We start from the raw sequence: 20771 nt of genomic DNA, 5'->3' as shown, positions 1-20771 counted from the left end.
CTGCCCGTACCGTGGGTCCCATGGAGATCTTCGGCGTGGACATCGGCGGGTCCGGGATCAAGGGTGCTCCCGTGGACCTGGACCGCGGAGACCTGGCGCAGGAGCGCCACAAAGTGCTGACACCGCATCCGGCCACGCCCAAGGGCGTGGCCGATTGCGTGGCCGAGGTCGTCGGCCACTTCGACTGGTCGGGCCCGATCGGCGTCACGTTTCCGGGAGTCGTCACGGACGGGGTCACCCGTACCGCCGCCAATGTCGACAAAGGCTGGATCGACGTGGACGCCCGCACCCTGCTGGGCGAACGGATCGGTCAGCCCGTCACCATCCTGAACGACGCGGACGCGGCCGGGGTCGCCGAGATGACCTTCGGCGCGGGCAGGGGGCGCGCGGGCACGGTCATCGTGCTGACGTTCGGCACGGGCATCGGCAGCGCGGTCTTCACCGATGGCCGGCTCGTCCCCAACACCGAGCTGGGCCACCTGGAGCTGCACGGCCACGACGCGGAGAAGCACGCCTCCACGAAGGCCAAGGAGGACGAGGACCTCAGCTGGCAGCACTGGGCGCACCGGGTCCAGAAGTACCTGCTGCACGTGGAGATGCTGTTCTCGCCCGAGCTGTTCATCATCGGCGGCGGCGTGAGCCGCAAGGCGGAGAAGTTCCTGCCGCTGATCGAGAAGGTCCGGGCCGAGATGGTCCCGGCCCAGCTCCAGAACAACGCGGGCATCGTGGGAGCGGCGATGGCGGCGGCGGGTACGGGACATGGCAAGGGCTGAGCGGGCAGGCACGGGGCAAGGCGAGGTAGGGCAAGGGCTGAGCGGGGCAGACAGGCTCAGTGCCAAGGCCAGGGCCAAGGGCTGAGCGGGGCAAACAGGCGGGCTCAGGGGCGCTGAGGGCGGCGGGCGGCCGAGCCTGCCCCGCCCGCCCCGGCCCGTACGGACTTCCCGGCTGCGGCTGCGGCGGAGGCCCGGGGCGCCCGTCCGGGGGCGGCGTCACGCCCCTGGGCCAGGACGTACCGCCGCCGGGCCCGCATCTGCCGCACCTTGCGTACGGAGGCGATGAGTCCCGCGACCAGCGTCCCGCCGTACAGCCAGCCGGCGTGCACGGCGAGGGCGGTGACCAGCCCCATGATCTGCCCGCCGAAACCTTCGGACCCCCCGGAGATCGGGAACACCCCGACGGCGAAGGCGATGGGCACGCTGATCGGCGCGGTGACCAGGTCGGCGGGACGGACCCAGAGGGCGGTCAGAGCGCTGACGGGCAGGAAGAGCAACCCGTAGACCAGCTCCGAACTGTCGAACAGCAGCCGGTCGACACAGGCGAGCACGAACATGGTGAGGGCGGCGAACAGCCCGGCCCCGATCCCGGTGAGCCGGGGGTTGGGGAACCGTCGCAGCGCGAGGACCACGGGCGGCACACTGCGCACCCGTACCCGGTACACGGCGGAACTCTCACCAGGGGAACCACCCGGCGCGGGCGGGGCGGGCGCGGCCTGCGGGGGCTGCCTGCGCTGCGGGGGACGTGTCCTGTGCTGCTCCACCTGCACAACGTAGGTCGCGGGGGGCGGGGAATCAGGCGTTGGACACGCGCTTTGGCCGACCTTGGGGTTGCGTTCGATGTCACACGGCCGAAAGCCGCACTGTTCGGACCGGCGGGAGGGGCCCGGGGCGGCCGGCGGAAGGTGCCTGGGGTGCCGCGCGGTTCGGACTGCCGGGAGGGGCCCGGGTGCCGCACGGTCCGGACCGGCGGGAGGGGCCCGTAAACCGCACTGTCCAGGCCCACCAGGCAGGCCCGTAAACTGGAGAATCGGTCCACTCCGGGACCCGGCCGAACAGCCGAGCCGGACCCGGACGCCCCTGACCCCCTCCTCACTCCAGGAAGTCGCCAAAGTGTCGCTCACGATCGGAATCGTCGGTCTGCCGAATGTCGGCAAGTCGACCCTGTTCAACGCCCTGACCAAGAACGACGTGCTGGCGGCCAACTACCCGTTCGCCACGATCGAGCCGAACGTCGGCGTGGTCGGCGTCCCGGACCCGCGCCTGAACAAGCTCGCGGAGATCTTCGGCTCCCAGCGGCTCCTCCCGGCAACAGTGGACTTCGTCGACATCGCCGGTATCGTCCGGGGCGCCTCGGAGGGCGAGGGCCTGGGCAACAAGTTCCTCGCGAACATCCGCGAGTCCGACGCGATCTGCCAGGTCATCCGCGCCTTCAAGGACGAGAACGTCGTCCATGTCGACGGCAAGGTCTCGCCGAAGGACGACATCGAGACGATCAACACCGAGCTGATCCTCGCCGACCTCCAGTCCGTCGAGAAGGCCGTCCCGCGCCTGACGAAGGAGTCCCGCCTCCAGAAGGAGAAGGTCGCGGTCCTCGCCGCGGTCGAGGAGGCCCAGAAGATCCTGGAGTCCGGCCAGACCCTGTTCGCCGCGGGCATCACGGCGGCCACCGAGAGGGGCCGGCTCCTCCACGAGCTGCACCTGCTCACGGTCAAGCCGTTCCTGTACGTCTTCAACGTCGACGAGGACGAGCTGGTCGACGAGGACTTCAAGAACGAGCAGCGCGCCCTGGTCGCCCCCGCCGAGGCGATCTTCCTGAACGCCAAGATCGAGTCCGAGCTGATCGAGCTCGACGACGACGAAGCCCTCGAACTGCTCCAGTCCATGGGCCAGGAAGAGCCCGGCCTCGCCACCCTCGGCCGCGTCGGCTTCGAGACCCTGGGCCTTCAGACCTACCTCACGGCAGGCCCGAAGGAAGCCCGTGCCTGGACCATCAAGAAGGGCGCCACGGCTCCGGAGGCGGCCGGTGTGATCCACACCGACTTCCAGAAGGGCTTCATCAAGGCGGAGATCGTCTCGTTCGGCGACCTGGTGGAGACCGGCTCGGTCGCCGAGGCCCGCGCCAAGGGCAAGGCCCGCATGGAGGGCAAGGACTACGTCATGCAGGACGGGGACGTGGTGGAGTTCCGGTTCAACAACTGAACTCCCCCACGTCGCTGATGTGGTGGAGTTCAGCCAAAAAGTACAAGTGAGTGATGAGGCTGGGATGACCTCGTTCCGGCCTCATCACTCATGCCCGCCATCTTTGATGGTGCACGAAGGGCCCAAGCCGTCCTCCTGGGGTCTGCGTCACTGCAGCGGCGGGGCGCCTGCCGGGAGCGTCGACTACGAGCGGCTGGTGCGCCTCGCCATCAGCACGAGCTGTGACGCGGACTCATCCCGCCAGTCCCGCCGGCCCACGCTTCTCGTAGCATATGAGAAGTTCAAACGCGCGGTCGTGACTGGGGGCAGGGATGAGCAAGAGCGGGCAGGCAATGCCGCTGGAAGTCCGGCATGTTCGTGATGCGTTGAAGCGTGAGTTCGATCCGCTGATCTCGCTCGCTGACTACGAGAAACGTCAGCCATTGGAACGTGAGAATGCCTTCAACTCACGTGCGTTGTCCGCCAGGGCGGCTCGCATGCTCACGGACTGCACGTCCGAGGAAGCAGCCGAGTCGGTGATCGACGGCCGGGACGACTTCGGTATCGACGCCGTCGCCTTCTCCGCCTCCGCTCCTGAACTGTGGCTGATCCAGGCCAAATGGAGCGACAAAGGCAAGGCCGGCTTCGACACGAGTGCCGCACACAAGCTGGTGCACGGCCTGAAGAAGCTCGACAACAGGGACTTCGATCAGTTCAACGAAAGGTTCCGCCGTCTCGCTGACCGTGTGCGGTCAGTGCTTGACGTGCCTACCTGCAAGGTGGTCCTCGTCATCGCTGTCATGGGCGAAGGACACCTGTCTACGGAGACCGAGGCCATACTCGTCGAAGCGGCTGAGGAGTTCGGCGGCTACACGCGCTCCATCGAGCACCGAGTGTTGAACCAGACGGACTTCCACCGTGCCGTCCGCGAGGACCTCACCCCCGAGCCGATCACCCTCACCGCCACCATGACGCAGGGCTGGCATTCCCGGGAAACCCCATTTCAGGCATATTCGGGGCTGGTGGCGGCCGACGAACTCGCTCAGTGGTACGCCGACAATGGGGAGCGGTTGTATGACCGAAACGTCCGCAGATCGCTGGGCCTGACCGGAGTTAACCAGACGCTCGTCGAGAGTCTGATTCGGGATCCGCAGGGCTTCTGGTACCGCCATAACGGCATCACGGTTCAGTGCGACAGGATCGAGCCGCACTTCTTCGCGAAGCAGAAACCCAGTGAGCCGGTGAAGCTGGTCCTCGAAAACGCAAGCGTCGTCAACGGTGCGCAGACCGTCAGTTCTGCCCACCGGGCGTTCCAGCAGAACGAAGAAGCGGTGGGAGAGGCGTACGTCACCGTCCGGATCATCTCAGTTTCCGGTGCCCCGGAGGGGTTCGCGGGCGAGATCACCGAGGCGACCAACACGCAGAACCACATGGAGCGGTCGGACTTCATCGCGATCAAGCCAGTACAGAGTCTGATCCGTGAGGACTTCCGACTCTCTCTTGATAAGGACTACGTATTCAAGCGCGGTGAGATCGAGCCGTCGCCGGCGTTCGGATGCTCGGTCCGCGAGGCCGCCACCGCCCTCGCCTGCGCTCACCCGGACCCGGCCCTGGCGGTCCGGGTGAAGGGCTCAGCCGACGCGCTCTGGGAGGACGGTCCTGGAGGCATCTACACCCGGCTGTTCGGGCGACGGCCGAGCGCTTATCAGATCTGGCGTAGCGTCCTACTTATGCGGCGGGTGCGGGAGTCCTTGCACGAGGTCCGCTCCACGCTCACCGGACGGGCGGGTTCGATCGCTGACAGTGGTGCTCTGCTGGTGGCGCACATGGTCGCCCAGCAGGTCGGCTCAGAGGGGATCGACGAACCAGACTCAGGTTGGGAGTCCTCCCTGGAGGACGTACCGGCGCGGGTCGGCGCAACGCTTGCCCAGCTTATTCCGCTGGTGAACCACCTTTTTGGCGGCGGAAGTTACATCACCAGCACATTCGCCAGCGAGGAACGCTCCCGAAAACTGGTCGCCGCCGTCCTTAAAGCCCTCTCTGACGGTACGGATGCCGGAGACCTCGCTGCGTACCAGCAGCGGGACGACTCGAAGCCGCCTAGGCGCCCCAATACCGTGACCCTGCTTATTGACCATGACCGTATTCCAGCCGGTACCAGGCTGATGTACCACCCCAGCGCGACGGAGGAGCAGGCCATCGGGGACTGGCTGAACGCTGACCCGCGCCGGGCCTACGCGACCTGGGTCAACGACCGGCGCAAGCCGTTGCTCTGGGAGGCTGACGGGAGCCGTTACTCGCCAAGCGGCCTGGTCACCCATATCTGGCAGCAGGCCGAGTGGCGCGAGGCGTGGAGCGCGGTTCAGGGGCCAAAACAGTGGGGTGTGCTGGGCGAGGATGGAACGCTTGTTGACCTTGCAGAGCAGCTCTGGCAGCAGCTCCTGACGGAGTCCTTGCCTGAGGAGGAGCATTTCGAGTCGCTCCAGTAAGTGCAGCTTGCGGTAACGCCCGACACAGTGACGCGATCGGCGAACTAGCTCCGCCTCGGCCTCCTCTCGCTTCCACATCCGGTGGGCGAGGCGCTAGCGAGGAGCGCGCGGCGCTCTGCGCGCGCATCGGTGACTTCGATACGCAAAGTGCACGGCCTCAACGTGAATCGGAAGTCGAAGTCCCGTCCGACGACGCGTGAGCTGATCCGGGCGGCCGAACCCCCCTGTCCCTGATGCCGAACTTCTCCAGGATGTTTCAGGCCCCTTCTGCGAACCGAGGCCGAGCCGTGTGCCGCGAGATGCGCGGCATCGTCTCGCCTGGTGAACGACGGAGCAGCTTCATGTCGCGGCCCTCGACCCAGGCGTTCCAGGACTTGATGTAGTAGAGCAGGTGCTCCCGCGAGTCGTCGCGCCTGCGGTGGGTCTTGCCGGCCGCCAGGTTCAGCAGCGTATTGCGCAGAGTCAGCCGCGGGTCACCGATTCGCAGCCCCGCACCGGTGACCAGGGCCTCGTGCCAGGGGAGCTGATCGAGCTCGGGACGGGCGTCGGTGGTCGCGTACCAGCCGACCGCGGCGGCCGTCACGGTGATGCGGAAAGCCTTGTTCATCGGGATCGCCGCCCGGACAGCGTCCCGCATACCGGGGTGCTGGTCGAGGACGGTGAGCAGCAGATCGTTACTGACGGCGGCGCTCTGCCCGCTCCACGCGGAGTCCGGGGCGGTCAGATAGAGATGCAGTCCGCGCAGGGCTGCCGCCAGGTGGGTACTGTGCTCCTCGCCCGCGAGGGCCAGCGCGTCGCGCCCGCTGCGCTTGCGGCCGGTGTCCATCACGGTGAACGCGGACTGCGCCACCCCGCGTGTCACCACGCACTGCACGGGGACGCCCGCCTTCGCCACCGCCTCCAACCGGTGCTGGCCATCGATCAGTGCGCCGTGGTCGTCGAAGGCGATGCCCTGGTGGGTGAGCTGCCACTCGCCGCGCTCGATCTGGTGGGTGAGCTGCTGGACGAACGCTTTGCTCAGCGGGCGGTTCTTGGTGTTGAGAAGCAGCCAGTCGCGGGCCAGCTCGGGCGTGATCACTTCTACGTTGCTCTGCATGACGTCCCCTCCATTGCTATCACCGGCAGCACTCGTCGATAGCAACGATGACAGCATCGCCTGAAAGCATTGTCAAACAACATTCTGCCATGCTGTACTGTTCGTGCGTGTTCGATGAAGACGAAGGGGGCTACTGATGGCCGCACTGACCACGGTAAGTACCTCCGACATCGCCCGTATCGCGGACGTCGGCCGCGCGACTGTGACTAACTGGCGGCGCCGCCACTCCGATTTCCCCGCTCCCACGGGCGGTACGGAATCACGCCCCACGTTCACGCTGGAGGATGTGGAGGGGTGGCTGGCCGAGCATGGCCGCCTCCCGCAGTTCACCGAGCAGCAGCAGTTGTGGCGTGAGCTGCTGCGAGAGGCCGAGGGGTCGGGGCTGACTGAAGCGATGGCCCGGGCCGCGCTCTTCCTCGCCTTCCTGGAACGTGAAAGTCACACCTCACGGGAGACGCGTTACGTTCACTACGCCGAAGGGCCGGACCTGGACGACGAGGGTCTCGGTGACGGCATGCTCGACGAGATCGGCAGAGCACTTCAGGACATGCCTGAGCCGCTCGCCCTACTGCGTTCCGCGTCGCTGATGCGTGAGCTTGCGGCTGCCGCGACACGGCAGACGCCGGACGAGGTCCTGTCGGACCTGCTCGACCGCTACGCGAGCGAGTCGCGAAGGCGCGGGCCGGGGACCCCGGCGGCGGTGGCCCACTTCATGGCGACACTGGCCAAGGCCGCGTCGTCGGACGACGCGCTGAGCGCCGTACTCGACCCGGCATGCGGGACGGGGGACCTGCTGGAGGCGGCCCGGATCCAGGGGGCCACGCAGCTTGATGGCCAGGACCGGGAGCTGCATTTGGCCCAGCTGGCCGCGTCCCGGCTCTCCCTCCGGCTGGACGGGAAGGGGCCCTGCTCTGTCGACGCCGAGGACGCTCTCGCCCGATCCCGGCATACGGGTGGGGAGTTCGACGCGGTCCTGTGCAATCCCCCGTACAACGAACGTAACTGGGGCGCGGACGAGTTGGCGTACGACTCCCGCTGGGTGTACGGCCTGCCGTCCCGGTCCGAGTCCGAACTCGCCTGGGTGCAGCACTGCCTGTCGCGGGTGCGGCCGGGTGGTGTGGTGGTCATGCTGTTGCCGCCGTCCGTCGCCTCCCGGAGTTCGGGACGGCGGATCCGGGCGGCGCTCGTACGGCATGGCGCGCTGTGCGCTGTGCTGGCGCTGCCTGCCGGAGCCGCTCCGCCGGCGCACATCGGGCTTCATCTGTGGGTGCTGCGAAGGCCGAGAGGGGGCAACGGCGCAGAGGGCAGCCATGTGTTGTTCATGAACTGCAAGTCGTTGCCGGGCATGAACAGCCGTGGCGGGCGCCCCTCCGTCACCTACCGAGAGCTGCTTACAGAGCCTGAGAAGTGCCCTGCCATGCCAGGCGTGTACCGTGCCGTTCCGATCACGGATCTGCTCGACGACACAGTCGACCTCACACCCGCGCCACGACTCGCGGGGGAGCGCGACCTGCCGCCGGTAGCCGACCTCCGCCGTACCCTGAGCGGCCGTCGAGACAGCCTCGGCTCCGTGTTGTCGCAGGCATCGGCACTCGTCCCGAGCGACGATTGGGGAGTCTCCCGGACGGGCGGGCCATGGACGATAGCCCCGCTCGCCGATCTGATTCGTACGGGGGCGCTGACTCTGCTTAGGCCCAAGGCGACGGGCGCCAACGGGGATTTGGGTGGCGACGATCCGGTCCTTACGGCTGCGGATGTGAGCGAGGGGCGCTCCCCGTCCGGGCGCGGTCCGGCAGGAGACGAGGACACGGTGCGGATCAGGGCCGGAGACGTGATCATCCCCGGGACCCTGCTATCCGCGGACAGGACTGCTGCGCGGGTTGCGGACGATACCGACGCGGGGGCGCTGCTCGGCAGGAACCTGCACCTGCTGCGCCCGGACGAGGCGCGGCTCGACCCGTGGTTCCTGGCCGGCTTCCTCGCCGACCCGGCCAATGTGCAGCGGGCGAGCCAGGGGACGTCGATCGTTCGGGTGGACCCGCGCAGGCTCCAAGTTCCCTTGCTGCCGCTTGAGGAGCAGCAGACGTACGGGGCGGCGTTCCGGCGGCTGCACACCTTTACGACGGCTCTGCGCCGGGCTGCGCTCCACGGTGAGGAGACGGCCGGGAAGTTGCGGGCCGCGCTCACAGCAGGCGCTTTGCGGCCACCGCCACCGGCCTGAACCCATGCGGGCCTCCCCGGACACACGACACACTGACCGCGTACGTATCGCACTGAAGTAATCGCCGCCCCGGCGGCCCGGAAGGACAACGGTGGAGCAGGACCACAGCAGGCACTCGGAGATGATCAACTTCATCTGGAAAGTCGCCGACTTGCTGCGCGGCGACTTCCGGGCGCATGACTACGGGAAGATCATTCTTCCGTTCACGGTGCTGCGGCGTCTGGACTGTGTGCTGGAGCCGACGAAGGTCGAAGTGCTCGCGGAAGTTGCGGAGATGGAAGAGCGAGGTCGACCGCTGGCCTACCGGGAGATGAAGCTCCGTGAGGTCGCGAGGCACGGGTTCTACAACACCAGCGAACTCACCTTCAAGCTGATCGCTAAGGATCATTCACAGGCGCAGACGCTGCTGAAGTCGTACTACGGCGCCTTCTCCGAAAACGCCCGGAAGATCCTCGACCGCTACAACTTCGAGAAGCACATCGCCGATCTGCAGGAGAAGGGGCTGCTCTACCAGGTGGTCGGCGAATTCGCCAAGATCGATCTGCGGCTACCGAAGGGGCCGGACGACAAGGACGGCATCGACAACCATCAGATGGGCTACATCTTCGAGGAGCTCATCCGGAAGTTTTCCGAAGACAACCCCGCAGGTGAGCACTTTACACCGCGCGAGGTGGTAAGGCTGATGGTGAACCTGCTGCTGGCCCCGGACGAAGGGGAGGGCAAGACCAGGACGGTCCTCGACCCAGCCTGCGGGACGGGCGGCATCCTCAGCGAGACCGAGGAGCACATCAAGCGCAAGGCTCCGCAAACGACTGTCGGGCTGTACGGGCAGGAGCTGAACCCCGAGTCGCACGCGATCTGCCAGTCCGACCTGCTGATCAAGGGGCAGGAACCGGACAACATCAAGTACGGGAACTCCTTCACCCAGGATGGCCACAAGGAGCAGAAGTTCGACTATCTGGTCGCGAACCCGCCCTTCGGAGTGGAGTGGAAGAAGGTCAAGCAGGATGTGGAGCGGTTCGCCAGAAACGGGGATCGTTTCCACGCGGGACTGCCGAGGATCAGTGACGGTTCCTTCCTCTTCCTCCAGCACATGATCTCGAAGATGAAGTCGGCGCGTCCTGACGGGAAGGGCGGCTTCGAGGGCGGAAGCCGTATCGCGATCGTCTTCAACGGGTCGCCGCTGTTCAGCGGTGGGGCGGGCTCCGGTGAGTCCGACATCCGGCGGTGGATCCTGGAGGAAGAGGACCTGCTGGAGGCCATCGTGGCTCTGCCGGACCAGCTCTTCTACAACACGGGAATCTCCACCTACTTCTGGATCCTGTCGAACCGGAAGCACCAGGGCCTCAAGGACAAGGTCATCTTGCTGGATGCGCGAGGCCAGTGGACGAAGATGCGGAAATCGCTGGGCGACAAGCGAAAAGTCATCTCCGATTCCCAGATCGCAGCGGTGACGGACATGTACATGGAGGCGGTGGCTGCGGCGGCTGATCCTGAACAGTCGCCGCCGGAGAACGTGAAGATTCTCGAAACGAAGGAGTTCGGTTACCAGCGCATCACCGTGGAAAGGCCGTTGAAGTTGCGCTTCGAGGTCACGGAAGAGACGCTGACCGCTCTCCGGGCTTCGGCTGCGATCGACAAGGCGGTTGATGCGGGTGCGTTCACGGATGCGCTGAAGTTGCTGGTGGGCGAGCGTTGGGCGACAAAGGCGGAGGCGTGGGACGCGATTCGTCAGGCGATGGTGCCGGCGGGCTTGATGATGCCGACGGGCAAGCCCTTCCAGAAGGCGCTACGGGATGTGGTGGGGGTGCGCGATCCCGAGGGCGAGGAGCAGTACCTCAAAAAGGGCGACCCGCAACCGGAACCGGACCCCGACCTTCGTGACAACGAGAACGTGCCGCTGGAGGAGGACATCGACGCGTATATGAAGCGCGAGGTTTTGCCGCACGTGCCGGACGCGTGGGTGGACCACACGAAGACGAAGATCGGTTACGAGATTCCGTTCACGCGGAAGTTCTATGTCTATGAGCCTCCGAGGCCGTTGGAGACGATCGACGCGGAGTTGACATCGCTGGAGACCGAGATTCAGCGGTTGCTCGGGGAGGTGACGAAGTGACCGAGGTACTTGGAACTGCGCTGCCGGAGGGCTGGACCGCTTCCCGCCTGAAGCGCGTCACGTCCCTGCTGAACCGGGGGTCCGCTCCGGACTACGTTGACCACGGCCCTGTGCGCGCCATCAGTCAGGCGGCTAATCAGCCTGGGGGACTGGACTGGGCGCGTACCCGGTTTCACGATGCGACTGGGGATCCCCGCAGACTTAAGGGCTACTTGTTGCTGGAGGATATCCTCATCAATTCAACCGGGACCGGAACCCTCGGGCGAATCGGCTACTTCCAAGGGGGGCCGGATGGGATCCCCTGCATGGCGGACACTCATGTGACCGTGGCGCGGGCGATTCCATCTGAAGTGGACTCCCGGTTCCTTTACTATTGGCTCACTTCGATTCCTTTTCAGGAATATATCTATGCGGCATTGGTAGTGGGGGCGACGAACCAGATCGAGTTGAATCGAGACCGGCTCGGTGATGCGCCCGTGCCGATTCCACCTGCTGAAGAACAGCGAAAAATCTCCAGCTTCCTTGACGCGGAGATTGATCGCATAGACGATGTGATCATTGAGCGGACCCGCCAACTTGCACTCCTCAGCGAGCGTGAGCTTGCCTCGGTTGTCCATGCGGTTCGCGGGGCTAGTCAGCCGGGAGAGCGAAAGGAGAGTGGTCTCGCCTGGATGGGGTCGGTTCCCGAGGTTTGGGCAGTTGCCGCAGTTTCGCACCACTACGAGGTGCTCCTGGGGAAAATGCTGAACCAGGAGAGAGTGGAGGGGGACCATCTGCGGCCCTACCTACGGAATACGAACGTTCAGTGGGGCAGCATTGAAACCCATGACTTGCTGCAGATGAATTTTCCTCCTGGCGAAAGATCTCGCTATGAGGTGCGCGTTGGGGATCTTCTGATCTGTGAGGGGGGAGAGCCAGGACGTTCCGCTATTTGGCAGGGCGAGGTAGAAGAGATCTTCTACCAGAAGGCCTTGCATCGGGCGCGTCCGAGGAGCGAAAGTTCAGTTCGCTGGCTCTACTACTGCATGCGGGCGGCTACCGCACTCAATGTGTTTGCGGTGGAAGGAAACACCACCACTATTTCCCACCTCACCGGAGAACAGCTGCGCGTCCTTCGCTTCCCGTTCCCGCCTCGCGAGGTTCAAGATCGAATCACCTCCGAACTGGATGAAAAGGTTAGATTGCTGCGTGACCTTGCGAGCAGGGTGAGAGAGCAGCTAGTCCTGCTCGCCGAGCGTCGCCGTACGCTAATCACGGCCGCAGTGACCGGCCAAATCGACGTAACAACCGCACGGGGGGTGCGAGTTCCGTGATTCACAGCAATCCGTTCAGCAATAAAGGCCCGAAGGGACCCCAGCACAAGGTCCACCACGAAGAGGCGTTCCGCGTCGCGATCATCAACCAGCTCCTTGCCCACGGCTGGAAGATGGGCCTCAGCTCCGACTACCGCCGCGACCTCGCCCTCGACACCGCACTGGTCTTCGCCTTCATCGGCGCCACCCAGAACAAGGCATGGCTGAACTACGCCGGCTACTACGACAACGACCCCGACACCACCCAGCGCGCGTTCGCCGAGCACCTCGCCAAGTGGATCGACAAGCGGGGCACCCTCCAGACCCTCCGCCAAGGGGTCAAGGCGCACGGCATCCACTTCGACCTCGCCTACTTCAAGCCGTCACAGACGATCGACCCCGGCGCCCTCACCTTGTACAGCAAGAACCGGCTCACCGTAGTCCGTGATCTCGTCTACGCCACCCGCCGTGTGCCGGACGGCGCGACCAGCAACGACGAGGGCAACAAGCCCGACCTCACTCTCTTCGTCAACGGCATCCCCGTTGCCACCGCAGAGTTGAAGAACCCGCTCACCGGCACCGGTACAGCCGAGGCCATGCACCAGTACCGGACCACCCGGGACCACCGGGAACCGCTCTTCGCCAAGCGCGCCCTCGCGCACTTCGCGGTCGACCCGGACGCTGTCTTCCTCACCACCCAGTTGAAGGGTAGGGACACCGTCTTTCTGCCTTTCAATACCGGTTCCGACGGCCCCGGAAACCGTGGCGGTGCCGGAAATCCGGCGATCCCCGACGCGGCTCCCGCCGGCACGTACCGGACCTCGTACCTCTGGGAACAGATCTGGCACCCGGACACCTGGCTGGATCTTCTGGAGCGATACGTTCACCAGAGCACGGAGAAGAAGGATGACGGCAGCACCGGCAAGAAGCTGATCTTTCCGCGCTTCCACCAGTGGCACGCCGTGAGGGAGTTGACTGCGCACGCCGCGCGGCACGGGGCGGGGCACAACTACCTGGTCATGCACTCCGCGGGGTCCGGCAAGTCGAACACCATCGCCTGGCTCGCCCACCGGCTCTCCGACCTGCACGATGCACGACACGAGTCGGTTTTCGACAAGGTACTGGTGATCACGGACCGTACGGTCCTGGACGATCAGCTGCAGGAAACCATAGGTGACTTCCAGCAGACCAATGGCCTGGTCCTCGGCATTGGCGGCAAGGGCGGCTCGAAGTCGTCGCAGCTGGCGGATGCGCTCGCGCAGGAAACGGCGAAGATCCTCATCGTCACCCTCCAGACCTTCCCCGCGCTGCTCGCCTACCTGCGCAAGTCGCCCGTCGAGATACGCGGCAGTCGCTTTGCGATCGTCGTCGACGAAGCGCACTCATCCCAGTCGGGCGAAGCCGCCACCGACGTCAAGAAGGCCCTGCGCGATCTCGGCCTCGACGCCGACGACGAAGAGACCGGAGCCACGGAGGCCGAGGCGGAAGCGTCGGAGCCCACCACCGACGAGCGTCTCGCCGCGTCCGCCCGTGCCCGTGGCCAGAGCGCGAACCTCTCCTACTTCGCCTTCACCGCCACCCCCAAGCACAAGACGCTGAAGCTCTTCGGCACCAAGAACCCGCTCACCGGCCTTTATGAGCCCTTCCACACCTATTCGATGCGGCAGGCGATCGAAGAGAAGTTCATCCTTGACCCGCTGTGCCAGTACGTGAGGTACGAGACGTACTGGCAGATGGTCAACGAGGACCCGCACGAGGCGGACCGCGAGGTCGACAAGAAGAAGGCCAACGCACTGCTCGCCTTGACCGCGCACGGTCACACCGAGACCGCCGTGCAGCGGGCCAGGGTGATCGCGGAGCACTTCATGGCCCACACCCGCAGGCGGCTGGGAGGGCGGGCCAAGGCCATGGTGGTGTGCCGTTCGCGGTACGGCGCGCTCCAGCTGTACCGGCAGATCGTCAAGTACTTCGACGACAACGGCTATCCGAACCCCGGGGTGCTGGTCGCCTTCTCCGGCTCTCTCAAGGAGGGAGAGGAGGAGGTCACCGAGGCGAAGCTCAACGGCTTCTCGGAGGGCGAGCTACGCAAGAGGTTCGCGTACACCGCGGCCGACGACAAGAAGGGCACGTCAGCCAGGAGCCGGCGCGAGTACCGGATCCTGGTGGTCGCGGACAAGTACCAGACGGGCTTCGACCAGCCGCTGCTGACCACGATGTACGTCGACAAGAAGCTGAAGGGTGTCGCCGCTGTGCAGACGCTCTCCCGCCTTAACCGCACGCATCCTCTCAAGGACCAGCAGGATCTTTGCGTCCTGGACTTCGCAAATGACGCGCACGACATCCAGAGCGAGTTCCGGCCGTTCTTCGAAGAAGCCCAGACCATGCCCACCGACCCCAATCTGATCTATGACGCGCAGCATCAAGTCATGGATCCGCCGATCCTGCTCGTCGACGAGATGCAGTCGTTCGTTGCGGCGTACCTCAGGGCACAGGACGCGGCGGCCGGGGACGGCACCCGCTGGGAGAAGCTGCACGCGGAGCTCTACCGGCACACCGACCCCGCCCGCGACAGGTTCATCGTGCTCAGGGAAAGTGAAGTGCCGGCCGAGCACGAAAGCGCCGAGCAGTTCCGGGCCGACCTCGCCGACTATGTGCGCAAGTACAGCTTCCTTGCGCAGATCGTGCCGTACATCGACATCGATCTGGAGCGCCTGCACCTCTTCGGGCAGCATCTGCTGCGCAGGCTGCCCCCGCGCGAGGGAGGTGGGGTGGATATCGGAGAAACCCGGCTTGAGGCCGTGCGCCTGGAGAAGGTTGGGGAGGTCAACGTGAGCCTGACTGCCGAGGGCGCGGTCGAACTGAAGGGCTTCGGCAGTGGTGCCGGCGGGGCGGCTGAACCCGACAAATCGCCGCTGGCCAAGGTGATCGACCAATTCAACGAGCGGTTCGGTACGGACTTCACCGAGGACGACTTCATCGTGCCGCTGCGGGCGGTGATGGCCGACGAGAAGGTGCGGCGGTCCGCCTCGCAGGACGACGAGGACGGATTCAAACACGTCATCGACCCGGTGCTGGACGCCGAGATGATGAAGCATATCGACTCCGTTCGTGAGTTGGGGGACCACTACTTCCACGACGACCGCGATCACCGGGAGTCGATCAAGCGTGACCTGCGGCGGCACGCCTTCCGCATGCTGCGCCGCGAACTGGGGATGGACGACGCGGCCTGAACCCGCCGCGGGCAGCGCGGACCGTCCACGGCAACTCCCCGTAACCGTGGACGGTTTACGGCGACACGCGCCACACTGGGCACACATGATCACGGGGCACGGGGAGGACAGCGCAGGTGGCGCCAGAAGTACGAGTCATCGCCGAACGCTATGAGCTGCGGACCAGGATCAGCACCGGAGGTATGGGACAGGTCTGGCTTGGCTACGACCCGATTCTGAACCGGGACGTAGCGGTCAAACTCATCCGCCGGGACCTGACCACGCCGGGCCCGGACGCGGAAGAGCTGGCCGAGCGCTTCAAGCGGGAAGCCCGGGTTACAGCCAAGTTCGACCACCCAGGGGTGCCCGCCGTCCATGACGCGGTGCTCGACCGGGCGGCGGACGGCGTCTACATGGTGATGCAGCTGGTGCGTGGCGCCCTGCTCACCGACATCCTCGCCAGGCCCGGTGTGCTGCCGGTCCCCTGGGCGGTTTCCGTCGCCGCGCAGGTCTGCTCGGTGCTCTCGTACGCTCACGCTGTGCCCGTCGTTCACCGCGACTTGAAGCCGGACAACATCATGGTCGCCGGGGATGGCACCGTGAAGGTTCTCGACTTCGGAGTCGCCGCAGTACTCGGAACCGATGTCACCAAGCTGACGTCCACCGGGCACATCATCGGCACCCGCCGCTACATGTCGCCCGAGCAGATCCAAGCGGCCGCGGTCAGTCCGCGCAGTGATCTCTATGCGCTGGGCTGCATCCTTCATGAACTGCTCGCCGGGAAACCGCCGTTCACGGCCGAGGCAGAGTTCCAGTTGATGGAGGACCACATGTACCGGGCGCCGGCGCCGCTATGCGGGCTGCGCGCTGAGGTGGACCCGGCACTGGAGCGGCTGGTTCTGGATCTGCTGGCCAAGGTGCCCCATCAGCGGCCTGACTCAGCCCAGGATGTCTACGACCGTCTGGTGCCTTTTCTCCCCGCACCCGACTCCGAGCGGACCACCGAGCAGCGGGGGCAGGGTGTTACTGACCCCACGGGCCCTTACCGCCGTCCGCTCGCGCCCCGTCCCCGCCCGGCCGAGAAGGCCGTGTACACGCCGACCGCTGTGGACTCGCCACTGCGGTCGGCCGCCCCTGCTGTACCGGATGAGGAACTGCAGCAGGCCCGCGGGCACGCAGCGGCGCTCGTCGAGGAGGAGCGGTTCTCCCAGGCATCCGGAATGCTGGAGGACGTCCTGGCCCGCGCTGCTGCGGTGCGTAGCGCTTCCGAACCGCTTATGGTCGGCCTCCGTCTTGTCCACGCGCTCGCGCTCTTTTGTGACGATGACTACGGACGAGCACTGCCGGAGTACGAGGCACTCGTTGAAGTATTGGAAGCCGCAGGTCCCAACCGTGGCGAGGATGCCCTTTACTGCCGCAGGCAGGCCGCCTTCTGCCGGATGGAGCTTGGCGACAGCGAAGGTGCGCTGGCCGAGTTCGAGGCCGTACTGGGACAGATGAGGCAGGGGCTGCCGGACAGCGACATGGATGTCCTTGAGGTGCGCAGGCATGTCGGCCTGCTGCTTCAGGCGGTCGACCGGCTCCGGGAGGCGGTCGAGGTGTTGATGCCGCTGTACCGGGACCTAATGGCCGAGTACGGACCGGACGCCCCGGAGACCGCCCAGGTGCGGGATGCACTCGTGCGTATCCGGCTGCGGACCTCGCGCACAACCGGCTCCGGCAGGGCCGTCACACGCAGAAATTGACCGAAGGAGCTTCTCGCATGGCACAGCTGGCTCTCTCGGTCCGGTTTCTTGATGAATTCGGGAAGCTCGACTCCAAGGCGCGGTCCGGGGCCGTGAAGACGGCTCTGAAGTTCCAGCAGCTCACGCTCAAACAGCTCTGGTCGGACGCCGGACTCGATTTCAAGCAGCCCAAGGGGGCCAGGGACAAGCATATTTACACCTGCCGTATCGACAGGTTCTACCGGGGAGTCGTACTCGCGCCGGGCACCGGCGAGGACTTTCTGCTGCTGCGTGTGATGGCGCACGACGACGCTTACGCCTGGGCTTCCAAGCAGGTGCCGAGCGTAAACGCGGTGACCCATGGACTGGAGATCCGTGACGTCGTCACAGTGGAGCAGCTGGTGCCGGCATGGGAGGCGGAGGCGGCCACCGCCGCGGCGGAACCTCTCTTCGCTCGTCACCCGGACGGAGATCTTCGTGGTCTGGGTATCGAGGATGATGTGCTGCGCGCGGCACGTTCTCTGACCTCTAAGAAGCAGCTCGATGCATTCGCTCCGTTGATGCCGGAGGATCAGTGGCAGGTGCTGCAGTTCCTCGCCGAGGGACTGAGCGTGCAGACGGTATGGGGTGAGCTGGTCGCCTTCCGTGCCCGGAACGGCGCGCTTACGGTGGACCGTACAGACCTGTCCAGCGCGATGCGGAACACCCCATCGCGTATTGCCCTGGTGACTGGCCCGGGAGAACTGTCCGACATCCTCGACAAGCCGTTCGCCGCGTGGAGGATCTTCCTGCATCCGGCTCAGCGGTATATGGCGTACCGGCCCAGCTACTCGGGTCCTGCCCAAGTGACCGGTGGACCGGGCACGGGGAAAACTGTGGTGGCACTTCATCGGGTCAAGCACCTCCTGGAGCATCTACGGACCGGCGAGCGCATCCTGCTCACCACGTACACCGGGGCGCTCACATCGGCTCTTCGCGAGGGGCTGGCCCTGCTGATTGAGGACGAGGAGCTGCGTGGTCGGGTGGACGTGTCGACGGTCAACGCCCTGGCACGAGAAATTGTTGAACCACATGACACCGTCCGGCGTTCTTACCTCGACGGGGCGCAGGAGATTGCTCTCTGGGGAGAGATCGGCGACCAGCTGGGTTTGCCGTGGAACGGCCAGTTCCTGGCCCAGGAGTACAAGCATGTCATCTTGGCGCAGGGTCTGCGCTCGCTCGACGCCTACCGTGAGGCGTCCAGAAGCGGTCGGGGCTCCCGGCTCGCCTCCGCTCGACGGCACGAGGTCTGGCAGGCGGTGGAGGCGTTCCAGGTTGCGCTCGACAAGCGCTCCGCGCGTACGCATCTGGGTGTGTGCGATGAAGCGGCGTTGCGGGTCACCGCATCCGGCGTGCCGCCCTACCGGCATGTGGTTGTTGACGAGGCACAGGACCTGCACCCCGCCCAGTGGAGGCTACTGCGGGCCGTGGCGCCCCATCGCCCTGACGACTTGTTCATTGCTGGCGACCCGCATCAGCGCATCTACGACTCGAAGGTATCTCTGAGATCGTTGGGGGTCGCCGTGACCGGACGTTCCACCCGGCTGCACAAGAACTACCGCAGCACGCAGGAAATTCTCGCTTGGGCGGTGGCGTTGCTGGACGGTCGGCCTGTGGAGCAGTTGGAGAACGGGAGTGCGGACACGCTGGCAGGTTTCCGGTCCTCGCTCCGCGGCGCCCGCCCGACCGTGTGTGCCACGGATGATCCGGATGCGGAACTGGCCGAGCTGGTGGCGCGCATCCGAGAGTGGGCCGACAGCGGAGTTGAGTTCTCTGATATCGCGGTGGCTGCCCGGTTCAACAAGATCGTGTACCGCGTGGCGCAGCGGTTGCGGGACGAGGGAATCCCTGCGGTCCGGCTACGGCAAGATGGAAGCGCAGACGCTGAGGGCGTCAGGGTCGCAACCATGCATTCTCTCAAAGGGTTGGAGTTCAGGTGTGTGGCGGTCGTTGGGGTGCGTGAAGGGACGGTTCCGTACCCAGGAGCCATCACGCCAATGGAACTTGACCCCATCCAGCACCACACGGATCTGACAGCGGAGCGTTGTCTGCTCTTCGTAGCCTGTACGCGCGCACGCGACCGACTGCACGTGTCGTGGAGCGGTCCAGCAAGTCGCTTTCTCGCTGAAGTGGGAGCGGCATAGGAGTCTCCTCGTGTGCGCCGCACTGGCAATCCAGCTTGAGGCTAGGGCCCGGCGCCCAGCCGTCGGGGGAATCTTACGGTCACGAGAGCACGGTTGCTTCGTCCGCGCATCAAGCGTCACTTTCGCTGAAAGGGCGGTTTGGCGTCGTGCATCTTGTCTGGTTACGAAGTGATGGAAACGCTTTAGGTCGGAGGGCCAGGCTGATCGGGGTGTTGGGTGGCGAGCGTCTTTCAGAGGTGCAAGCGGGACGCCCGAGATCGGCACTACCCGTGTGAGCGTCCAAGGTGCGGTCACGCGTGGACCGTGCGGTATCGGGAGCCAGGCGGTAGAAGTGGGCGGCAGCGGGAGAAGCCGTTTCTGCGGAGATCGGCCTCGACGGTGCGGACTCCTTCTCCACTGGTGTGGAGAAGGACAAGAAGGCTCATGTCTTTGTGGCTCCTGCGCGCGGTGCCATGGCGTTGTCGGTCTGGGCTGAGGATTGGCTTGAGCGACGAGTCATCGGTGAAGCGACCCGTCGCAACTACGAGGGGTTCGTTCGTAACCATCTCGTGCCGCACCTGGGTATTAAGCCCCTGGCTGGGCTGGCGCGCCGGGATTTTGAGAAGTTCGTCAAGGACATCTACCGAGGCGGTGCAGGGCTGGCTGCATCGACAGTGAACGACCGCATGGTGATGGTGGCCGCCATCATGGAGGCGGCCGTCGTGGACAAGCGCATCACGGAGAACCCGGCCCGGGGCATCCAGGTCTCCCGCAGGGACGCGCTGGCGGTGGACGAGGACGAAGTTCCGACGTCAGCCGAGGTCGATCTGATCGCTGCGTACATCGCGCCGCGCTTCCGCCTCACCGTCTACCTTCAGTCCGGCACAGGCCAGCGTCCTAGCGAAGCCCTGGCCTTCTCCACCGAGTGCAGGCGGCCTGGCTACGTCAGGATTCGATGGCAGGTCAGTGCCAAGGCGCACCGTGAGGACTGCCCGAGACCCTTCGTGCCGCTCAAGCATCGGCTGGAGAAGGAGTGCCGAGACGTCCCAACCGCCATGTTCGTTGAGGAGGAGATCGACGCGCACCTCCTGAAGTGGAAGCCGGTGCCCGTCGTCTTCACTGGTCAGAAGGGGAAACGGATTCGGCTTGAGACCTTCTTTGCTCCACGTCAGCCTGGCGCTGGCGTGATGCCGTCCATCGCGTCCTACGGCTACCAGTTCAAAAAGGCATGCCTCTCGGCCGGCCTTGTCGATCTGGACGGCAATGCCAAGTACACGCCCCGGAGCCTGCGGCACTTCTTCGCCTCCACTGCTCTGGCTAACGGTGTGCCGATCCATGAGGTCTCGCGCTGGCTCGGGCACCGTTCGGTCAAGACAACGGTCGACATCTATGGGCATCTGCTGAGCTTGCTCTGCTTTGACGGACACCATTGGTGTGGTGGTCAGGCTGCGAGTACGGTCTCGTACTCGGCGGGGCTGAGGTAGCCGAGGCTGCTGTGCAGTCGATGC

At 65.5% G+C, this 20771-nt stretch carries 12 protein-coding genes; 10 read left to right on the top strand and 2 right to left on the bottom strand.

Features of this window, described 5'->3' with window-relative positions; translation table 11 throughout:
• The first annotated feature begins 20 nt into the window (after positions 1–20).
• A complete protein-coding gene (ppgK, locus tag ACGF2Y_RS16450) occupies positions 21–773 on the top strand; it encodes a polyphosphate--glucose phosphotransferase (RefSeq protein WP_392947348.1) in 753 nt (250 codons plus the stop codon).
• A gap of 104 nt (positions 774–877) precedes the next feature.
• Here ppgK and ACGF2Y_RS16445 read toward each other — a convergent pair whose 3' ends face one another.
• Complete coding sequence (locus tag ACGF2Y_RS16445) at positions 878–1438, bottom strand: DUF6542 domain-containing protein (protein WP_392947753.1); 561 nt, start codon at positions 1436–1438, stop codon at positions 878–880.
• Positions 1439–1886: 448 nt separating this feature from the next.
• Here ACGF2Y_RS16445 and ychF point away from each other — a divergent pair, with 448 nt between their 5' ends.
• Together ychF and ACGF2Y_RS16435 are read left to right on the top strand one after the other, a co-directional pair.
• Complete coding sequence (ychF, locus tag ACGF2Y_RS16440; RefSeq protein WP_392947345.1) at positions 1887–2975, top strand: redox-regulated ATPase YchF; 1089 nt, start codon at positions 1887–1889, stop codon at positions 2973–2975.
• A 311-nt stretch (positions 2976–3286) separates the two neighbouring features.
• Positions 3287–5443: an AIPR family protein gene (locus tag ACGF2Y_RS16435; protein WP_392947343.1), complete on the top strand. Its 2157-nt coding sequence runs from the start codon at positions 3287–3289 to the stop codon at positions 5441–5443.
• A gap of 256 nt (positions 5444–5699) precedes the next feature.
• On the opposite strand, the gene ACGF2Y_RS16430 is transcribed toward ACGF2Y_RS16435, so the two are convergent.
• Complete coding sequence (locus ACGF2Y_RS16430; protein WP_392947341.1) at positions 5700–6539, bottom strand: hypothetical protein; 840 nt, start codon at positions 6537–6539, stop codon at positions 5700–5702.
• 136 nt (positions 6540–6675) lie between these two features.
• Here ACGF2Y_RS16430 and ACGF2Y_RS16425 point away from each other — a divergent pair, with 136 nt between their 5' ends.
• From ACGF2Y_RS16425 to ACGF2Y_RS16395, 7 genes are all read left to right on the top strand, one after another.
• The gene (locus ACGF2Y_RS16425; RefSeq protein ID WP_392947338.1) at positions 6676–8760 is read left to right on the top strand and encodes an N-6 DNA methylase; all 2085 of its coding nucleotides are present in this window, start codon (positions 6676–6678) and stop codon (positions 8758–8760) included.
• 121 nt (positions 8761–8881) lie between these two features.
• Positions 8882–10876: an N-6 DNA methylase gene (locus tag ACGF2Y_RS16420; protein ID WP_392947335.1), complete on the top strand. Its 1995-nt coding sequence runs from the start codon at positions 8882–8884 to the stop codon at positions 10874–10876.
• The gene (locus ACGF2Y_RS16415; protein ID WP_392947332.1) at positions 10873–12189 is read left to right on the top strand and encodes a restriction endonuclease subunit S; all 1317 of its coding nucleotides are present in this window, start codon (positions 10873–10875) and stop codon (positions 12187–12189) included. Before ACGF2Y_RS16420 ends, ACGF2Y_RS16415 begins: the two co-directional genes overlap by 4 nt.
• Positions 12186–15398: a type I restriction endonuclease subunit R gene (locus ACGF2Y_RS16410; RefSeq protein ID WP_392947329.1), complete on the top strand. Its 3213-nt coding sequence runs from the start codon at positions 12186–12188 to the stop codon at positions 15396–15398. Before ACGF2Y_RS16415 ends, ACGF2Y_RS16410 begins: the two co-directional genes overlap by 4 nt.
• Before the next feature lie 116 nt (positions 15399–15514).
• Positions 15515–17122 carry a protein kinase gene (locus tag ACGF2Y_RS16405; RefSeq protein ID WP_392947327.1) on the top strand — a complete coding sequence of 536 codons (1608 nt, stop codon included), beginning with the start codon at positions 15515–15517 and terminating at the stop codon, positions 17120–17122.
• Positions 17123–17139: 17 nt separating this feature from the next.
• Positions 17140–19284, top strand: a complete 2145-nt coding sequence (locus tag ACGF2Y_RS16400; protein WP_392947323.1) for a 3'-5' exonuclease — start codon at positions 17140–17142, stop codon at positions 19282–19284.
• Positions 19285–19685: 401 nt separating this feature from the next.
• Complete coding sequence (locus ACGF2Y_RS16395; protein ID WP_392947320.1) at positions 19686–20747, top strand: tyrosine-type recombinase/integrase; 1062 nt, start codon at positions 19686–19688, stop codon at positions 20745–20747.
• Positions 20748–20771: the final 24 nt, after the last annotated feature.

This window comes from Streptomyces sp. NPDC048142, assembly GCF_043202835.1.
In the GTDB taxonomy this organism is placed as follows: Bacteria; Actinomycetota; Actinomycetes; order Streptomycetales; family Streptomycetaceae; genus Streptomyces.
This window is presented reverse-complemented; position numbering and strand designations above follow the sequence as displayed.